Below are 17262 nucleotides of genomic sequence, written 5' to 3'. Positions count from 1 at the left end.
CTCGAAACGCGGGTTCAGACCTTGGCCGACGTGTCCATGACCCGGCGGGCGTGGGCCAGCAGCACCGCAATCGCGCAGCTGCCAATGCGGGCGCGCACGCTGTCGGCGCGGCTGGTCAGCACGATGGGGACACGCGCCCCGAGCACGATGCCGGCGGCCTCGGCGCCGGCCAGGAAGGTCAGCTGCTTGGCCAGCATGTTGCCGGCTTCGAGGTCGGGCACGAGCAGGATGTCGGGGTCGCCGGCCACGTCGGAGCGGATGCCCTTGGTGTCCGCGGCAGCGCGGCTGATGGCGTTGTCGAAGGCCAGCGGGCCGTCGAGGATGCCGCCTTCGATCTGGCCGCGCAGGCTCATCATGCACAGCGCGGCGGCCTCGATCGTCGACGGGATCTTGTCGGTCACTGTCTCCACCGCCGAGAGGATGGCCACCTTGGGCCGCTCGATGCCGAGCACGCGCACGAGGTCGATGGCGTTGCGCACGATGTCGGCCTTGTCGTTGAGCGTGGGGAAGATGTTGACCGCGGCATCGGTGATGAACAGCGGCTTGTGGTAGCTGGGCACGTCCATGGCAAAGACGTGCGACAGGCGCCGCGCGGTGCGCAGACCGCTGGTACTGCGCGTCACCGCCTGCAGCAGTTCGTCGCTGTGCAGGCTGCCCTTCATCAGCAGTTCCGCCTGCCCGGTGCGCACGGCCTCGACGGCGGCTTCGGCGGAGGCGTGGCTGTGCGGCGCCTCGATGATCTGCGTGCTGCCGAGATCGAACCCGTGCTCGCGGGCCACCTGCCGAATGCGGTCGGGCGGGCCGACGAGCAGCGGCACGATCAGGCCGAGCCGGGCGGCTTCGAGTGCGCCATCGAGCGAGGAATAGTCGCAGGGATGCGCGACGGCAGTGGGAATCGGCGGCTGGCCCTCGCAGCGGGCGAGCAGGCGGGCGTACTTGTCGGTGGTGGAGGGAGTCGGCATGGCAGGCATCCGTGACGGAAGGGTGGCGAGCCAGCATCCCGGGGCCAGGCGGATGCTGCGTTGCGCAAACGTCTGCGGGCAGTATAGGCGAACGCGGGTGCCGCGGGGACGACATCGACCTGTCATATTCGGCGCGGTCAGCGGGCTGGGACATCGCGCCGGTTGTCATGCGCCCGCTTCGCTGGTAGATTTTTGCTGTTGCATCGCAGCAAGCGAATTCGCGCCCCACTGCAGCCGCAGGGCTCCGCCAATCCCCAAGGAGAAACGGAAATGAATGCACGCCAGCCCATGGCCGGGCAGGCGCCGACGCAGGATGTTCCTGCCGAGGCCGACCGCTCCGCCGCCCCCGTCCCGTCCTTTCCCGCCGCCTTCGCGCCGCTCCCGCTTGCCCACGCAGCCTGGGAATACGGCATCGACGCCTGGCAGCGTTCGGTCCTGTTTCTCGACATCCTGCGTCGCCGCGGCAACGAGACCCTCGAACATGAGCGCGGCGGCTTCCCGGCCGTGCTGGCCTTCGGGCACGAGGTGCTGATCGACGGGCGCGACCTGCCGCGACCGGTGAACTACGCGCTGCTGCGCATCGTGCCGGCGCCGGAGTTCCCGACGGTCATGACCAACCGGCCATTCGTGGTGATGGACCCACGCGCCGGCCACGGCCCCGGCATCGGCGGCTTCAAGGCCGACAGCGAGATCGGCAACGCCATCCGCTCGGGCCATCCGTGCTACTTCATCACGTTCTTCCGCGATCCCTGCCCGGGCCAGACCATCGAGGACGTGGCGCGCACCGAAGGCATCTTCCTGCGCGAGGTGGCCAGCCGCCATCCCGACGCGCCGGGCAAGCCGTTCGTGGTGGGCAACTGCCAGGCCGGCTGGGCGCTGCTGATGCTCGCGGCGGCGGCGCCCGACGTGACCGGCCCGATCCTGCTCGCCGGCGCGCCCGTGGCGTACTGGTCCGGCGTGCGCGGCAAGAACCCGATGCGCTACGCGGGCGGGCTGCTTGGCGGCACGTGGCTGTCGTCGCTCGCGGCGGACATGGGCAACGGGCGCTTCGACGGCGCCTGGCTGGTGCAGAACTTCGAGAACCTGAACCCCTCGAATACGCTCTGGGAGAAGCTCTACAACGTCTACGCCCGCGCCGATACCGAAGGGCCGCGCTTCCTTGAGTTCGAGCGCTGGTGGGGCGGGCATTTCCTGATGAACCGTGCCGAGATCGACTGGATCGTGCAGAACCTGTTCGTCGGCAACCACCTGACGGCCGGCGAGGTGCGCAGCAAGGACGGCGAGCACGTGATCGACCTGCGCAACGTGCGCTCGCCGGTGATCGTCTTCGCGTCCTGGGGTGACAACATCACGCCGCCGCAGCAGGCGCTGAACTGGATTCCGGATCTCTACGCGAACGTCGACGAGATCGTGGCCAACGACCAGACCATCGTCTACTGCCTGCATCCGTCGATAGGCCACCTGGGCATCTTCGTGTCCGGCAGCGTGGCCAACAAGGAGCACTCCGAGCTGTTCTGCGCGCTGGACCTGATCGACGTGCTGCCGCCTGGCCTCTACGAGGCCCGTATCGAGGATTTCGCGCCCGATTCCCCGCACAGCGAACTGATCGAAGGGCGCTACCTGGTGCGCTTCGAGCGCCGGACCATCGACGATATCCTCGCGCTCGACGATGGCCGCGATGACGAGCAGCCGTTCGAGGTGGTGCGCCGGGTGGCCGAAATCAACCAGCACCTCTACGACACCTTCGCGTCGCCGTTCGTGCGCGCGATGTCGAACGAGACCACGGCTGAGGCGATCCGGGCGGTGCATCCGTCGCGTGTCGAGCGTTCGGCGCTGAGCGACACCAACCCGTGGATGCAGTGGGTGGCCGCCATGGCGCCCATGGTGCGCGACGCGCGCCAGCCGGTGTCGCCTGAGAACCCGTTCCTGCAGATGCAGCAGGCAGCCTCGGCGCAGATCGTCCGGTCGCTCGACCAGTACCGCGATGCGCGCGACGCGTTCCAGGAGCGGCTGTTCGAATCGATTTATGCGGGGCCATGGCTGCCGGCGCTGCTCGGCATGGGTGCCTCGCCGAAGCGGGCCGAATCGCCTGCCATCACGGCGCTGCGCAAGGAGGTTGCCGAACTGCGCCAGCGCGAGGCGCAGCGCCAGATCGGCACCGGCACGGCGCTGGACGCGTTCCTGCGCGTGCTGTCGTACGTGACGCAGGGGCGCTCGGCGATCGAGGAGCGGCCGTTCAACCTGCTGCGCAAGCTGGCGCGCGAGAACCCGCCAGAGACACGCATCACGCTGGCCGAGTTCAAGGAGTCGGTGCGGCGCCAGAGCTATATCGTCAGCCTCGATCCGGAAGCCGCGCTGCGCGCGCTGCCCGAACTGGTGCCGGAGATGAAGGCGCGCCGCCAGGTTATGGTGCTGGCGCACCGCGTGCTGACCATCGGCGGCCCGCTCGACGACGAGTGGCTGGCGCGCTATCGCGAGGTGGCCGCGGTGCTCGGCACCGACCACGGCGGCGGCAAGGCCGACAAGGCGGGAGACTGAACATGGTCCAGGTACCCAATCCGCCGCTGTCCGGCGCCCGCGTACTGGTGGTGGGCGTGGCCAACCAGGATTCGATCGCGTGGGGCTGCGCGCGGGCCTTCCACGAACTCGGTGCCGAGGTGGCCATGACCTACCTCAACGAGAAAGCCCGTCCGCATGTGGCGCCGCTGGCCGAGCAGATCGGCGCGCCGATCCTGATGCCGCTGGACGTGGAAGACGACACCCAGATGGACGCGCTGTTCGCGCGCCTTGCCGAGGTCTGGGGCCGGCTCGACGCGGCCGTCCACTCGGTGGCGTTCGCGCCCAGGGACGACCTGCAGAATGGCCTGATCAACTCGTCGGCGCAGGGCTTCGCGCGGGCCATGGATATCTCGTGCCATTCGTTCATCCGCATGGCCCGCCGCGCGGCGCCGCTGATGACGCAGGGCGGCACGCTGTTCGCCATGAGCTACGAGGGCGCCAACCGCGTGGTGCCGAACTACGACCTGATGGGGCCGGTCAAGGCCGCGCTGGAGGCCAGCTGCCGCTATCTGGCGCACGAACTCGGGCCGCAGGGCATTCGCGTCCATGCGATGTCGCCGGGGCCGCTGAAGACGCGTGCCGCCTCCGGGCTCAGGGATTTCGACCTGCTGCTGGCCGACGCCGCCGGCCGCGCGCCGCTCGGCGAGCTGGTCGACATCATGGACGTGGGGTTCGCCACGGCCTACCTGGCCACGCCGTATGCGCGCCGCCTGTCGGGCAATACGGTCTACGTGGACGGGGGCGTGCACATCATGGCGTGATTCGTGCGATAGCCGCATCGGCCGGCGCCGGGCGCCGGCGTGCGGCCTACACTACAGGCATCACCACTTCCAGCACAGGGAGAGGCTGCAATGCAGGTACTGATCCGCGGGCTGCACCGTGATGTGACCGAGGAAATGCTGCGCGAGAAGCTGAAGGACTACGCGCCGGTCAATTCGGTGGAAATCGTGCGTGAGGGCGACCCGGACCGGCCGTGGGCCTGGGTGGATCTGGCCATCGACCCGTTCACCGCCTGGCGGCTGCTGCGGCAATTCGACAAGCAGTATTTTGCCGGCAGCGTGATGCGCTGGTACATCCCCGCCCATCAGAGCTGACAGGCGCTACCATACGGCATTTGCCACTGCCGGAACCACCTCACATGCTTGAACTCCAGGGCGCCCTCTGGCTGCGCGCCGGCCAGCACGCCTGGGGCGGCAAGGAGCGCATCGCGCTGCTGGCCGCCATCGGCGAACATGGATCGATCACCGCCGCCGCACGCGCGGCAGGCATCAGCTACAAGGGTGCCTGGGATGCCATCGACGCGATGAACAACAGTGCCGGCGAGCCGCTGGTGGTACGCGCCGCCGGCGGCAAGGGCGGTGGCGGCACGCGGCTCACGGCGCGCGCCGAGCGGCTCATCGCCACCTATCGCGCGCTGGAGGCCGAGCACGCGCGCTTCATCGCCCATCTCGAAAAAGCCGGCAGCGCCATGGCGCAGGCCGATTCCGACGACCTTCACCTGATGCAACGAATCATGATCCAGACCAGTGCCCGCAACAAGCTGTTTGGCCGCGTCGATGCCGTGCGCGGCGGCGCCGTCAACGATGAAGTCACGCTCGCGCTGGCGGGCGGCCAGCGTATCGTAGCCACCATTACCCACGAGAGCGTGGAAACACTGGGCCTGGCGCCCGGCGCCGAAGCCTTTGCACTGATCAAGGCGTCATCGGTGATGATCGGCCTGCCCGATCCCGCGCTGCGCCTCTCGGCGCGCAACCAGCTGCCCGGCGTGGTGGCGCGCGTGACGCCCGGTGCGGTCAATGCCGAAGTGGCGCTCGACCTCGACGGCGGCGGCACGGTGGCGGCCATCATCACCAATGGCGCGGTCAGCGATCTCGGCCTGAAGGAGGGTGTCCGCGCGCTGGCCATCTTCAAGGCGTCCAGCGTGATCCTTGGCACGATGTCCTGAGCGCCGATGGCCCGCAATATCGAAATCAAGGCGCGTATCGACAGCATCGAGGCCGTGGCGCCACGCGCCGCCGCCATCGCCACGCAGGGTCCGGACCTGATCGAGCAGGACGACACGTTCTTTCCATGCCCGCATGGGCGGCTGAAGCTCCGGGCGTTCAACGGGCAGCAGGGCCAGCTGATCTTCTACGCCCGGCCTGACCAGGCCGGGCCCAAGGAGAGCTTCTACATCCTGTCGCCGACATCCTCGCCCGACACGCTGCGCGAGGCGCTGACCGCCGCGCACGGCACGAGCGGGCGGGTGCGCAAGCACCGCACGTTGTTCCTGGCCGGGCGGACGCGCATCCATCTGGACCGCGTGGAAGGGCTGGGCGACTTCCTGGAGCTGGAGGTGGTGCTCGGCGACGGCGAGACGGCTGACGCCGGCGTGGTTGAGGCCCACGCGCTGATGGCGCAACTTGGCGTGGCGCCGGGCGCGCTGGTCGAGGGCGCCTACCTCGATCTGTTGAGGCAGGGTCAGACCACCTGAGCGTGGGCGGGGGCGTAGACGGGCGGATGGCGATGATCGCGGCCGCTGGCGTGGATGCGCCCGTCGCGAATCTCCAGCACGTGGTCGCCTAGCGCCTCGACGTCCTCGGGGTCGTGCGAGATCATCAGCATCGGCACGTCCAGGCTCTCCTGCAGCGCGCGCAGTTCCGTGCGCATGCGGGCCCGCAACGCGGGGTCGAGCGCCGAGAACGGCTCGTCGAGCAGCAGGATGTCGGGCCGTGCCGCCAGCGCACGCGCCAGCGCCACGCGCTGCTTCTGCCCGCCCGAGATCTGGGCCGGATACTGGTTGACGATCTCGCGCAGCCCGAACGCCTCGACCCAGCGTGCGGCCTCGGGCGGCAGCGACCGGCGCGCGGGATTGCGCCAGCCGCGCCGCAGCCCGAACCCGATGTTCTGGGCGACGGTCAGGTGCGGAAACAGCGCGTAATCCTGGAACAGGTACGCCACGCGGCGCTCCTGCGGCCGGACATCGACGCCGGTCTCGCTGTCGAACAGCGTGCGCCCGTTCAGCACGATGCGGCCGCTGTCGGGGGCCATGAGGCCGGCAATGGCCCGCAGCGTCAGACTCTTGCCAGCGCCGGACGGCCCGAACAGCGCAATGCGGCCGCTGTCGGATTCGAAGGCGATATCGAGCGCAAATTGGCGATCTTGCGATGCCATTTGCTTGCGGATGGCGATGTGCATGCTCATCGTGCGCTCACCGGACGCGGGCGTCGCGCCGGAAGCGGCGGCGCTCGAACAGGTTGGCCGTGCCGCGCTGCGCCGGCGGCACGAGCCGCGCGGCCACTACCAGCAGCACCACGCAGGTCACCGACGTCACCAGCACGAGCAGGTTGGCGGTATCGTCATTGCCGGCCTGCACGGCCTCGTAGATCGCCACGGACAGCGTCTGGGTGCGGCCCGGCAGGTTGCCGGCCACCATCAGCGTGGCGCCGAACTCGCCCAGCGCGCGGGCGAAAGCCAGCAGCACGCCGGCCACGATGCCGGGCAGTGCCATCGGCAGCGTCACGCGGAAGAAGATCGCCGCCTCGGAGATGCCGAGCACCCGCGCGGCGTTTTCCAACTGGTGGTCGACCCCCTCGAAGGCGGTGCGTGCCGATTTCAGCACCAGCGGGAACGCCACCACGGTCGACGCGAGCACGGCGCCCTGCCACGTGAACACCAGCTCGATGCCAAGGCTTTCGAGCCACGCCCCGAACACGCCGCGCCGCCCCACCAGCACCAGCAGGTAGTAGCCGAGCACCGTGGGCGGCAGCACCAGCGGCAGCGTGAGGATGGCGTCGACGATATCGCGTGCCGACGAGCGCCAGCGCGCGATGGCGTAGGCGGCAGCCACTCCCAGGATCGTATTCAGCAGCGTGGCCCAGCCCGCCACCTTCAGCGACAGCAGCAGCGGCACCCAGACGGCATCCATGGCGGTCAGGCGGCGCCGTTCAGGGCTTCTGGAAGCCGAACTTCGCCAGCGTGGCCTGCCCCTCGGGCGACAGCACGTACTGGACGAAGCTGCCGGCCGCCGGAGCCTGTTTCGACTGGGCGGTGACGGCGATCGGGTAGGTCACGGGTGTGGTGGCCGGCACGCGCGCGGCCACGGTGACCTTGTCCGGCATCACGGCGGCGTCGGTGGCGAACACGAAGCCGGCGTCGACCTCGCCACGCGCCACGTAATCCAGCGCCTGCCGCACGTTCTGCGCCGGCACGCCCTTGGCCGAGACGGCCTCCCAGAGGCCCTGCGCCTCTAGCGCACCCTTCGTATAGCGGCCCACCGGCACCGACGACGGATTGCCGTACGCCACGCGCCTGACCTCGGCGCGGGTCAGATCCTTCGGGCCGGCGATGCCGAGCCGGCTGTCGCGCGGCACGATCAGCACGATGGCGTTGGCGGCAAAGTCCTTGCGCGTGGCCGGCAGCACTACCTGTTCGGCGGCGGCCTTGTTCATCGCGTCCTGGTCGGCCGAGGCGAACACGTCGGCGGGCGCACCCTTCACGATCTGCTGCATCAGCACGTCGGATGCCCCGAAATTCAGTACCACCTTCGTGCCCGGATGGGCGCGCTCGTACTGCTCGGCCAGCGCCTTGAACGAATTGGTCAGGCTGGCGGCGGCGGACACCACGAGATCGGCGGCCGAGGCGGGCGTTGTGGCAAGGGCCACGGCGAGCAGGGCGGCGCCGGAGACGGTGCGGCGCAGGAAGGAGGGCAGACGCATGGTGATCGGGCTCGTAGAGTCAGGAAAGAGAAGACAAAGGCACGGCGATTCCATGCGCAATATACCGATCTATATAACGGAGCGCAATTGGCCGGGGGATAGGCCGGGTCGCCCGTCGCTCGCCCGGAGATATGCCGAATATGTCATATATGACGTCGCTGTCATGGAATTGCCGCCATTTCGCCACTTTCCTGCCATCCGGTCTTCCCAAAATGCCCCGTTGCAGCAGCACAGCACACAAGAACATCCACAGGGAATCCGAGACCATGCAATTCCGAGGCATCCGAACCGCCATGCTGGCGGCCATGGTGGCTGGCGCCACGGCGCTGGCCGCGTGCGGCTCCGACGACAACAACGCGGGCGGCGGCAACAACGGCGGCGGCGGCAACGGCGGCGGCAATGGCGGCAGCACCGTGGCGGCCGGCACCAGGGCCACGCTGGCACTGCTGGAGACCACCGACCTGCACACCAACGTGCTCAGCTACGACTACTTCAAGCTGGCCGAAGACAAGTCGATGGGCTTCGAGCGGGTCTCCACGCTGATCAAGGCCGCCCGCGCGGAGTTTCCGAACACGCTGCTGCTCGACAACGGCGACACGATCCAGGGCACCGCGCTGTCGGACTATCAGGCACTCGTGAAGCCCGTGAGCTGCGTGGAGACGCTGGCGATGTACAAGGTGATGAACGCCGCGAACTTCGACGGCGGTGGCATCGGCAACCACGAGTTCAACTACGGCCTGCAGTACCTGAGCCAGGTCACGGGCAACCGCTTCAACGTCGACGGCCTGCCCGAGCCGGCCGCCCAGCCCACCTGCGCCGGTCCGAAGTTCCCGCAGGTGCTGGCCAACGTCTACAGCGTCAAGACGCGCGCGCCGCTGTTCCAGCCCTACGCGATCCTCGAACGCACCATCACGGCCACGGGCCCGGACGGCAAGTCCGTTACCGCGCCGGTCAGGGTCGGCATCATCGGCTTCGCGCCGCCGGCCATCCTGAGCTGGGACAAGCGCTGGCTCGACGGCAAGGTCTACACCGAGGGCGTGGTGGAAACGGCCCGGAAGTACATCCCCGAAATGCGCGCCAAGGGTGCCGACCTGATCGTGGTGATCTCGCATGGCGGGCTAGACAACTCCACGTACTCGCCGACGATGGAGAACGGCAGCTACCACCTGTCGAACGTGGCCGGCGTCGACGCCATGCTGATCGGCCACTCGCACCAGATCTTCCCGGACGCCGCCAGCACGGTGGGCCAGTTCAACCTGCCGGGCGTCGACAAGGTCAAGGGCACGGTCAATGGCGTGCCGACCGTGATGGCCAACTATTGGGGCAAGCACCTCGGCGTGGTCAGCCTGGCGCTGACGCATGACGGCACGAAGTGGAGCGTCGACCGCGCCAACACCCGGGTCGAGGCGCGTTCGATCCAGAACGCCGACAAGACCTACGTGGCCGCCGACGCCAGCGTGGCCGCGGCCATCGACACCGAGCACCAGGCCACCATCCAGTACGTGAAGACGCCGATCGGTACCACGGACTACCGCATGACGAGCTACTTCGCCGATGTGGGCGACCCGGGCGCGATCCAGATCGTCAACCTGGCGCAGGCCGCCTACGTGAAGCAGTACATCGCCGCCAACCTGCCGGCGCTGGCCTCGCTGCCGGTGCTGTCGGTGTCGGCGCCGTTCAAGAGCGGCTTTGGCGGCGGCAGTGACTACACCGACGTGGCTGCCGGCAACCTGGCGATCAACAACGCGGCCGACCTGTACCTGTATCCGAACACGGTCTACGCAGTGAAGGTCAACGGCGACGAGGTCAAGGCGTGGCTGGAAACGGCCGCCAGGCGCTTCAACCAGATCGATCCGGCCAAGACCACCGAGCAGCAGCTGATCAGCAGCTTCCCGGGCTACAACTTCGACATGTTCACCGACGCCGACATGCAGTACGAGATCGACGTCACCCAGCCCGTGGGCAACCGCATCAGGAACCTGACCTACCAGGGCACGCCGGTCACGGCGGCGCAGGACTTCATCGTCGCCACCAACAACTACCGCGCCAGCGGCGGCGGCAGCTTCCCGGGGCTCGATGGCACGAAGATTGTTTATGCTTCGCCCGATGCCAACCGCGACGTGCTGATCCAGTACATCAAGGACCTCGGCGGCGTCACGCGTGCGGCCAACGGCAGCGCGCGCAGCTGGCATTTCACCAAGGTGGCCACCGCCGGCGACGTGGTCTTCAGCTCGGCCGTGGGTGTGCTGGCGCAGGCGTCGGCCGGCGGGGTGTCCGGGGTGACGCTGGTGGCGGCCGACGATGGCGCGAACAAGAACCTGTCGAAGTACAAGATCGATCTGAACCAGTAACGCCATGCAAGCCAACGCCACCTCCGCAGTTCCGCCCGGCCTGGCTGGCCATCGCCGCGGTTTCCGTATCCACCCGCTGTTCGCGGCCGCCACGCTGGCGGTTGTGGTGGCCGCCACGGGCGTGGCCGGCGCCGCTGCCTGGCGCCATCAGGCTGATGCGCGCCAGTCCGACATCGCCCAATGGCAGCACCTGGCTGCGACGGCGGCCGATGCCGGTGCGCTCCAGCGCTTGCAACAGGCCGCAACGGCCGGGGAGACAGCGGGGCAGGCGGCGCTTGGCGAGACGCTGCTGGCGCATGCCGATGCCGCCACGCGTGCCGAGGGCGAGCGCTGGCTGCGCGCGGCCGCTGGCAAGGGGCACCATCGCGCCCAATTCGTGCTCGGCAAGGCGGCGATGCTCGGCACGCTGGCTGCTGGCCGCACCGACCTGCCGCTCGCGTGGCAATGGCTCGATGCCGCCGCCAAGTCGGGCGATCTCGGCGCGGCCTACTATCTGGGCCTGCTGTACCGGGGCGGTTACGGCCGCCAGCCCGATCCGGCACGCGCCGCGCGCTGGTTCCAGGCGGCCGCCGAGGGTGGCGTGGCACAGGCGATGTTCCTGCTGGCCAATGCCTACCGCGACGGCGACGGCGTGGCGCGCGATACCGCTCGCGCGGTGTCGTGGTACGAGGCGGCCGGCGAACGCGAGCATCCGGCCGCGCTGCAGGCGTTGGCGATGGCCTACCGCAACGGCGAGCTCGACCTGCCGCCGGATGAGGACCAGTACCGGCAGCACATGGCCGAGGCCGCCCACGCGCTGAAGCATCCGGCGTTGAATCCGTAGAGACCCAGCCAGCCATCCCAGCCGCGGTGTATCCTCCCCGAACCCACCAGCCCCCCGAGGACCCGCCGCCATGAAGACGATCTACCTTGCCGGATTCGACGTGTTCCGCAAGGATGCCCTGGCCTGGGGCGAGCAGTTGAAGGCGCTGTGCGCGCGCCATGGCTATGAAGGGCTTTTTCCGCTGGACCAGGCGGCCCCCGAGGGGCTTTCCGGCCCCGACACCGCGCGCTGGATCTACCAGGCCAACGTGGCGCTGATTCGCCGTGCCGATCTGGTCTTGGCCAACCTCGGCGACTTCCGTGGCCCAGGCGAGCCGGACAGCGGCACGGCGTTCGAAGTGGGCTTCGCCGTGGCCCTGCAGAAGCCTGTCTGGGGCTATGCGGCCGAAGCCGGCACGCTGCGGGACCGCGTGCCTGCCAGCATCAATGCCGAGGGCGAAGCGCACGACGCCCGCGGCTATCTGGTCGAGGACTTCGGCCTGCCCATGAACCTGATGCTGGCGTGCAGCGTCCACCTTGTGCACGGCGATGCCGAAGCATGCCTCGCGGCACTGGCCGAAGCCGGGCGCCGCGCTACTGGTAGCTCATCGTAAAGGTCGCCAGGCCGTGCACGGTGCCTGGCGTGACGGCGCCCGTCGCCACGTACTCGGCCGTCATCGGAATACTGCTCAGGCCATCCGATACGTCCACCAGCCACTGGTTGGTATTCTCGGGAACGGCGGAATCCGGTCCGAAGCTGACTGGCATGTTGTCGGCCTTGCGGATGCGGATGCCCACACCCTCCGCCGTGGAAGCCGGGGCCAGCGTGAGGATGTCCGTACGGTTGCCTGGCGTGGTGGCGTCGGTCAGCGTGATATGTACCGCGAATCCGGACTCGCACTGCAGGCCAATCGTGAAGTTCGTGGTGCCGGTGACCTCGCCAATCCGGGACAGCGTCGACGCCAGCGCACGAGACATTGGCACGTTGACGCTGGGCGTGGTGACGGTGCAGGTGCGGGAGGTCACCGACAGCGTCCCCAGGTTGACGGTGTCCAGCGTGTCCGTGATCCGGCCGCTGGAAGCGATCCGGTTGCGCATCGTATAGATCGTGCGCCCGGTGATGTTTCCGGTGAGCGAGATCGGTCCCGTCTTGACCAGCTGATGCCGGAAAAAGTAGTTCGCCGTGGTGGGATTGCGGTTGTTGATGGTGGGAATGGCGTTCGCCGGGGAAGGGCCCGAAATCGTCCTGCCAAGGCTCACGCTGAAGACACGCACTCCGATCCCCGGAATACCTGTCTCCCATGCATTGCTGACGGTGCGGGAACCACCCTGGGTGGGGATCATCTGGACCTCGAATCCGACGCTGCCACGCACAAAGCTGGCGTTGCGCGGACAGCGGATCAGCGAGCGGACCATCAGTTCCTCACTGATCGGAGCGCCCACCGCCGCATCGCGGGCGATGGCGATGTCACGGAACGCGAGCGGCCGGGGGTAGGTAGTGATCTGGCACTGTACCCCCTGGGCCAGGACGCCGGACGGGCCGAATGCCAGCAAGGCCAGGGCGGCAGCGGGCAATGCAAGCCGGATCGGCTGGCGTACGGTCTGGTTCATGACTTCTCCTCGGTGCTGGTCCGGCACACGGCCTTGACGCGTGCGTAACTGGCAGCCTTGCCGGATGACTCCGGCAGCCGGTATGCGATCTCGCAGCGCTCGGCCGCGCCCTTGCCCCACGTCACCTCCAGGCGGCCAACATCCTCCAGCCCGCGCGCGAAGATGATGCCGCGCTGGCCCACCATGCCGACCTCGCCGCCTTTCCCGTCCGCCACGGCCGCGCCAAACGGCAGCGGGGTGCCATCGGGCAACGGCGCGGAGAGGATGGCCGAGCGCCCCTTCAGCGTGGCGAAGGCGATCTTCACCGCCGCATTGGCGCGCGGCGCCACCTTCATGCTGGTAGCGTCCAGCGACACGTCGAGCGGCATGCCGCGTGGATCGAGTTCGATCGCGTTCATGTTGTACGGCTGGAGGTACGGAACGATGGCATAGCCGAATGGGTCGATGCGCACGCCGGGCGAGTTCAGCACCGCCGCGCCGGCGGCGCCCTTGGCCTCGACGATGCCAATCGTGTCGCCCAGGAAGTTGGCCAGCGTCACGCCACCCGCGTGGGCCACCAGCGCGCCCTGCAGGCCACCGGAGTACTGCGTGTAGCTGTCGGCCCGCGTCACCGAAGCCGACAGCGTGGTGAACGGGCTGCGGTACTGCACATTGGCCCCCGTCGTTGTCGATCCCCGGTTGCGGTCCGCGTTCAGCCCGTAGGTGAAGGCATTGTCTTCGAGGGCGGTGCCACTGAGGCGAAGCTGCTGCGAGGTCTGGCCCGAGCCGTCGCGCGTGGCGCCCATCGTGAGCATCGGCGCGTGGCGGCCGCCTCCCAGCGGCACGATCAGGTTCAGGAACGCCTGGGTGCTGTAGCTGCCGGTGAACGCGTCCCGCTGGCGCGAGACCGACAGGTTGTACGAGACCGACAGGCCCAGCAGGTTCATCGCGTTGCTGTAGCCGGCCTGGAATGTCAGTGCCGAGGTATCGCGGTTCCAGTAGGTGACCGACGAACCGGTCAGGTACACGTTGCCCCAGCGCTCGCCAAGGTTCTGGTTCAGCGTGAGCTGCACCTGGCTGCGGGCGCGGTCCAGGAAGGCGCCGCGCCCCGGGTCCGAGCGGGCCTGGAAGGCGTCCCGCATGGTCCAGAAGCCCCGCGTGGCGTAGCGATAGGCCGCAACCGCCACGCTGGTGCTGGTCGATGGCACGTACTTGCTGTAGCTCACGCGCAGGCTCTGGCCGCTCGTGCGTTCCGTGTCCGAAATGCTGGCGCGCGCATAGGTGCCGTCCAGGGCGAGCGCGCCGATGGGCAGGTTGAACGCCGCCCCGGCGATGCCGGCCTGATAGCCTTCCGACATCACCAGCCCCCCGTAGCCCGTGACGAAATTGCTGAAGCCATGCTGCACCGTGGCCTGCACCAGCTTCTCGCGGCTGTTCGATCCGGAGGAGCCATTGCGGTATTCGCCAACGGTGGCCGAGTACCGCGTGGTGCCGGGCCGCAGCAATTGCACGACCGAGGAATAGGGCACCGTGAAGCTGCTCTGGCTGCCGTCGGCCTCGGTCACCGTGACGATCAGGTTGCCGCCGTAGCCGGTGGCGTAGAGATCGTCGATCTCGAACGGCCCGGGCGCCACGGTGGTTTCGTAGAGCTTGTTGCCGTTCTGCGTGACCGTGACGCGTGCGTTGGAGCGCGCCACGCCGCGCACGACCGGCGCGTAGCCGCGCGACGAATCGGGCAGCATGCGGTCGTCGGTGGCTAGGTTGACGCCCCGCACCGAGAAGCTGTCGAAGACCGCGCCATCGGTGAAGGCGTCGCCCAGCGTCAGCTGGCTGCGCAGCGGCTCGATGTCGCGCTGCACGTAGGCGGCGATGTTCTGATAGTCGTAGGAGCGCGTGCCGGCGCCGCCCTGCCAGGTCATCGACGAGCGCTGGCGCAGGTGCCAGCGGCCGATGTTGATGCCGCTGTCGACGCCAAGGTAGGTGCTGTCCTGTCCGGTGGCGTGGAAGGTGTTGAGGTTGTACGCTACCGTGGCCGAGGGTACGCCTTCTTCCCACAGCGATGGGTCCACGGTGCCGCGCGGGCTGCGGCGCAGCAGCGTCTGCGCGACCTTCAGGTCGAGCCGCAGTTCGTTGAAATCGAACGACCACGTGAAGTCATCGGCGATATCGGCGGGCTGCACGCAGGCGCCGTTCTCGCCAGCCATCACGGCGGCGTACGCGGGCGACAGCGCCCGCTCGTCGAGGTTGAGGGTGCCGAGCAGCGTCCGGTCCATGCACGGCGTGGGCTGCCGCTCCCCGTCCCGCGTCCGGAAGCGCACCGACTGCCGCGCCTCCCATCGACCGTTCAGATAGACGTCCACCGGATAATCGCCCGGCGTGATGGTGTTCCCCCGCGCAAAGCGGCGTACGTCGACGCTCGACCCGTTGGGGCGGCGGAAGAAATCGGGGTTGAACTGGACCTCGGCAACCTTGATGCCGCCGGGCTCCTCGCCGGCCATTGCGGCAGCGGGCATCGCGGCGGCCAGCAGCCAGTGCGCCACCAGGCGGCGCGGCGCGGCCGGTCTCTGCGGGCGGGCTCTCATCTTGCCGCGGCGCCCGTGCGGCGGGGTTCGTACTCCGCCGTCGCGTCCGCGCCAAAGTCATTGATCGTGATGAAGCGCACGCGGTCGGGCTGGCCTTCGGCAGGCGCCCCGTCGCCTACCGCGAATTCCATGGTGCCGCCGGGCGCCACCATGCCGCCATCGGCATTGCTGAACTCGCGGGCGCCCAGCGTGGCATGGACGCGCGTGAACGTGATGTGGAACGCCGACGGGTTGTGGGCGGCCAGTACGGGGCGGCCCTCCGCGTTACGGGCAAACCGCCACGTCACGCGGGTGGGTGCATCGTCGGCGCGTCCCGCCAGCCCTGTGGGCCGGTAGAACAGCTTGACGCGGGAGCGGAGCGCGAACTGCAGCGTGTTGGACGCGGTGTCGCCGCTGGCATCGCCCATCGGCGGTACTTCGAGTACGTTCAGGTAGTAGACCGATTCACGGTCAGCCGGCTGCGACGTGTCCAGCGCGATGATGCGCAGCGACTGGCCTTTCTGCGGTTCGAGCCGGAACAGCGGCGGTGCAATCAGGAATGGGGCGGTCGATTCGTCGGGCGCCGTACCGGCATCGCCGTCGTCGATCCACGCCTGCACCAGCGCGGGCGCCTGGCCCTCGTTGGTCAGCTTCACCGTGACCTCATGATCCTCCGCCGGGTAGACCACGCGGGTGCCGGTCAGGACCACCGATGCAGACGTGGAGTGGGCGGCAAGGGCCAGCAGCAGGCCCGCGAGCGGTGCCCGGATCTTTGCAATGCATGACATGACGGCTATCTCGGGAATGCGTTCGGTTCCTGCGGAGCAGGACGAAAGCGCGGCATGCGTCGGCATGCCGCGTGAAGGTGAAACCCTTACGGGTACACGATCGTGTAGGTCGTCGAGGTGCTCAGCGTGCCGGCGGTGGCGGCGGCGCCCGTGGCCACGTACTGGGCGTAGTACTGCAGGTTGGCCGCGCCCGAGGCCAGTGCCACGGTCTGGCTGTTCTGCGCACCGAATGCCGCGCCGAGCACGATCGCCGACTGGTCGGCGTTCAGCAGGCCCACCTGGACGTTGCCGGCGCCGGTTACAGCAGCGGCAGTTTCCGTGGCTGCCGTGGTGACAACCGTATTGCGCAAGCGTCCGGTGACGACATCGGTATTGGCGCCGGTCTCGAAATGCACGGCGACGGTGCCGGTGGTGGGGTTGCAGCTCGTCAGCGCGATGGTGAACGGCGTGCGGCCGGCGGTATCGCCATCGGCGTCGAGCGACGCGGCGCGGACCGCGGGCAATGCCACGGTGAAGTCGGAGCCGCTGGTAGAGCCATTCACCGTGCAGGTCTGGCCGCTGACTGCGCCGGTGAAGGTGATGGTGCCGTCGGCGGCGAATGCCTGGGGCGCCATGGTGGCGAGGGTCGCTGCTGCCGCGCAGAGCGTTGCCTTGAGATGTTTCATTTTCTGGCCTTCGAGAGTGAATGAAATGTCGTCACGGGCTGCGGTGGCGGCGGGACGGCATCTCATCCTGTCCGCTCACTTTTGCAACGTGGCGGACGAAGGCTAAGACCTCAGAAGCTGACCGGATATAGGAATGCTACGAAATATCGATCAAGCAGCTTCGGAGAAATCTGAACGCGCGTGAGGAAAATCTGATCTAGGTCATGTCGCGGCACGCACGACGGCCATGACGCTTGAAGGGCCTTCGGCGAGTACAGGGGGTGGAGAAGGGGAGCGCAAGTCCTGGCC

General features: G+C 68.4%; 16 protein-coding genes. 8 read left to right on the top strand and 8 right to left on the bottom strand.

The window, feature by feature from the left end:
- Positions 1–14 precede the first annotated feature (14 nt).
- A complete protein-coding gene (locus EV147_RS10005; protein ID WP_130390918.1) occupies positions 15–962 on the bottom strand; it encodes a phosphate acetyltransferase in 948 nt (315 codons plus the stop codon).
- A 270-nt stretch (positions 963–1232) separates the two neighbouring features.
- Here EV147_RS10005 and EV147_RS10000 point away from each other — a divergent pair, with 270 nt between their 5' ends.
- The 5 genes from EV147_RS10000 (at position 1233) to EV147_RS09980 (ending at position 5994) form a co-directional block, all read left to right on the top strand.
- Positions 1233–3500 (top strand): DUF3141 domain-containing protein, encoded by a 2268-nt coding sequence (locus tag EV147_RS10000; RefSeq protein ID WP_235844644.1) that lies wholly within the window; start codon positions 1233–1235, stop codon positions 3498–3500.
- A 2-nt stretch (positions 3501–3502) separates the two neighbouring features.
- Entirely contained in the window at positions 3503–4282 is a 780-nt protein-coding gene (fabI, locus tag EV147_RS09995; protein ID WP_130390917.1) for an enoyl-ACP reductase FabI, read from the top strand.
- Positions 4283–4372: 90 nt separating this feature from the next.
- Positions 4373–4615 carry an RNA recognition motif domain-containing protein gene (locus EV147_RS09990; RefSeq protein ID WP_130390916.1) on the top strand — a complete coding sequence of 81 codons (243 nt, stop codon included), beginning with the start codon at positions 4373–4375 and terminating at the stop codon, positions 4613–4615.
- Between the two features lie 44 nt (positions 4616–4659).
- Positions 4660–5466 (top strand): TOBE domain-containing protein, encoded by an 807-nt coding sequence (locus tag EV147_RS09985; RefSeq protein ID WP_130390915.1) that lies wholly within the window; start codon positions 4660–4662, stop codon positions 5464–5466.
- A gap of 6 nt (positions 5467–5472) precedes the next feature.
- The gene (locus tag EV147_RS09980) at positions 5473–5994 is read left to right on the top strand and encodes a class IV adenylate cyclase (RefSeq protein ID WP_130390914.1); all 522 of its coding nucleotides are present in this window, start codon (positions 5473–5475) and stop codon (positions 5992–5994) included.
- Here EV147_RS09980 and EV147_RS09975 read toward each other — a convergent pair.
- Genes EV147_RS09975 through modA form a run of 3 tightly spaced genes read right to left on the bottom strand, consistent with a single transcriptional unit; the run spans position 5982 to position 8218 of the window.
- Positions 5982–6704 (bottom strand): ATP-binding cassette domain-containing protein, encoded by a 723-nt coding sequence (locus tag EV147_RS09975; RefSeq protein WP_130390913.1) that lies wholly within the window; start codon positions 6702–6704, stop codon positions 5982–5984. The two genes, EV147_RS09980 and EV147_RS09975, sit on opposite strands and share 13 nt — an antisense overlap.
- 7 nt (positions 6705–6711) lie before the next feature.
- On the bottom strand, positions 6712–7428 hold the full coding sequence (gene modB, locus EV147_RS09970; RefSeq protein ID WP_130390912.1) for a molybdate ABC transporter permease subunit: 717 nt from the start codon (positions 7426–7428) through the stop codon (positions 6712–6714).
- A gap of 19 nt (positions 7429–7447) precedes the next feature.
- Entirely contained in the window at positions 7448–8218 is a 771-nt protein-coding gene (gene modA / locus EV147_RS09965) for a molybdate ABC transporter substrate-binding protein (protein WP_130390911.1), read from the bottom strand.
- 266 nt (positions 8219–8484) lie between these two features.
- Here modA and EV147_RS09960 point away from each other — a divergent pair, with 266 nt between their 5' ends.
- The 3 genes from EV147_RS09960 to EV147_RS09950 all read left to right on the top strand — a co-directional run bounded on the left by EV147_RS09960 (position 8485) and on the right by EV147_RS09950 (position 11984).
- Positions 8485–10569 (top strand): bifunctional 2',3'-cyclic-nucleotide 2'-phosphodiesterase/3'-nucleotidase, encoded by a 2085-nt coding sequence (locus EV147_RS09960; RefSeq protein ID WP_130390910.1) that lies wholly within the window; start codon positions 8485–8487, stop codon positions 10567–10569.
- Positions 10570–10573: 4 nt separating this feature from the next.
- Positions 10574–11392, top strand: coding sequence for a tetratricopeptide repeat protein (locus EV147_RS09955; RefSeq protein WP_130390909.1), 819 nt, complete (start codon positions 10574–10576; stop codon positions 11390–11392).
- A gap of 70 nt (positions 11393–11462) precedes the next feature.
- The gene (locus tag EV147_RS09950; protein ID WP_130390908.1) at positions 11463–11984 is read left to right on the top strand and encodes a nucleoside 2-deoxyribosyltransferase; all 522 of its coding nucleotides are present in this window, start codon (positions 11463–11465) and stop codon (positions 11982–11984) included.
- On the opposite strand, the gene EV147_RS09945 is transcribed toward EV147_RS09950, so the two are convergent.
- The 4 genes from EV147_RS09945 to EV147_RS09930 all read right to left on the bottom strand — a co-directional run bounded on the left by EV147_RS09945 (position 11965) and on the right by EV147_RS09930 (position 16974).
- Complete coding sequence (locus tag EV147_RS09945) at positions 11965–12981, bottom strand: fimbrial protein (RefSeq protein ID WP_130390907.1); 1017 nt, start codon at positions 12979–12981, stop codon at positions 11965–11967. The genes EV147_RS09950 and EV147_RS09945 overlap by 20 nt on opposite strands.
- The gene (locus tag EV147_RS09940) at positions 12978–15542 is read right to left on the bottom strand and encodes a fimbria/pilus outer membrane usher protein (RefSeq protein WP_130390906.1); all 2565 of its coding nucleotides are present in this window, start codon (positions 15540–15542) and stop codon (positions 12978–12980) included. The genes EV147_RS09945 and EV147_RS09940 overlap by 4 nt, the downstream gene beginning before the upstream one ends.
- Positions 15539–16309 (bottom strand): fimbrial biogenesis chaperone, encoded by a 771-nt coding sequence (locus EV147_RS09935; RefSeq protein WP_130390905.1) that lies wholly within the window; start codon positions 16307–16309, stop codon positions 15539–15541. Before EV147_RS09935 ends, EV147_RS09940 begins: the two co-directional genes overlap by 4 nt.
- A gap of 86 nt (positions 16310–16395) precedes the next feature.
- The gene (locus EV147_RS09930; RefSeq protein WP_130390904.1) at positions 16396–16974 is read right to left on the bottom strand and encodes a fimbrial protein; all 579 of its coding nucleotides are present in this window, start codon (positions 16972–16974) and stop codon (positions 16396–16398) included.
- Positions 16975–17262: the final 288 nt, after the last annotated feature.

It is taken from the genome of Cupriavidus agavae (assembly GCF_004217045.1).
Classification (GTDB): domain Bacteria; phylum Pseudomonadota; class Gammaproteobacteria; order Burkholderiales; family Burkholderiaceae; genus Cupriavidus; species Cupriavidus agavae.
This window is presented reverse-complemented; position numbering and strand designations above follow the sequence as displayed.

What these genes read in the sequence shown, in the direction of transcription:
- EV147_RS09930 (WP_130390904.1), bottom strand. Translation starts at nt 16,974, where the DNA reads ATGAAACATCTCAAGGCAACGCTCTGCGCGGCAGCAGCGACCCTCGCC.
- EV147_RS09945 (WP_130390907.1), bottom strand. Translation starts at nt 12,981, where the DNA reads ATGAACCAGACCGTACGCCAGCCGATCCGGCTTGCATTGCCCGCTGCC.
- modA (WP_130390911.1), bottom strand. Translation starts at nt 8,218, where the DNA reads ATGCGTCTGCCCTCCTTCCTGCGCCGCACCGTCTCCGGCGCCGCCCTG.
- EV147_RS09950 (WP_130390908.1), top strand. Translation starts at nt 11,463, where the DNA reads ATGAAGACGATCTACCTTGCCGGATTCGACGTGTTCCGCAAGGATGCC.
- EV147_RS09935 (WP_130390905.1), bottom strand. Translation starts at nt 16,309, where the DNA reads ATGTCATGCATTGCAAAGATCCGGGCACCGCTCGCGGGCCTGCTGCTG.
- EV147_RS10005 (WP_130390918.1), bottom strand. Translation starts at nt 962, where the DNA reads ATGCCGACTCCCTCCACCACCGACAAGTACGCCCGCCTGCTCGCCCGC.
- EV147_RS09975 (WP_130390913.1), bottom strand. Translation starts at nt 6,704, where the DNA reads ATGAGCATGCACATCGCCATCCGCAAGCAAATGGCATCGCAAGATCGC.
- EV147_RS09990 (WP_130390916.1), top strand. Translation starts at nt 4,373, where the DNA reads ATGCAGGTACTGATCCGCGGGCTGCACCGTGATGTGACCGAGGAAATG.
- modB (WP_130390912.1), bottom strand. Translation starts at nt 7,428, where the DNA reads ATGGATGCCGTCTGGGTGCCGCTGCTGCTGTCGCTGAAGGTGGCGGGC.
- EV147_RS09985 (WP_130390915.1), top strand. Translation starts at nt 4,660, where the DNA reads ATGCTTGAACTCCAGGGCGCCCTCTGGCTGCGCGCCGGCCAGCACGCC.
- EV147_RS09980 (WP_130390914.1), top strand. Translation starts at nt 5,473, where the DNA reads ATGGCCCGCAATATCGAAATCAAGGCGCGTATCGACAGCATCGAGGCC.
- fabI (WP_130390917.1), top strand. Translation starts at nt 3,503, where the DNA reads ATGGTCCAGGTACCCAATCCGCCGCTGTCCGGCGCCCGCGTACTGGTG.
- EV147_RS10000 (WP_235844644.1), top strand. Translation starts at nt 1,233, where the DNA reads ATGAATGCACGCCAGCCCATGGCCGGGCAGGCGCCGACGCAGGATGTT.
- EV147_RS09955 (WP_130390909.1), top strand. Translation starts at nt 10,574, where the DNA reads ATGCAAGCCAACGCCACCTCCGCAGTTCCGCCCGGCCTGGCTGGCCAT.
- EV147_RS09940 (WP_130390906.1), bottom strand. Translation starts at nt 15,542, where the DNA reads ATGAGAGCCCGCCCGCAGAGACCGGCCGCGCCGCGCCGCCTGGTGGCG.
- EV147_RS09960 (WP_130390910.1), top strand. Translation starts at nt 8,485, where the DNA reads ATGCAATTCCGAGGCATCCGAACCGCCATGCTGGCGGCCATGGTGGCT.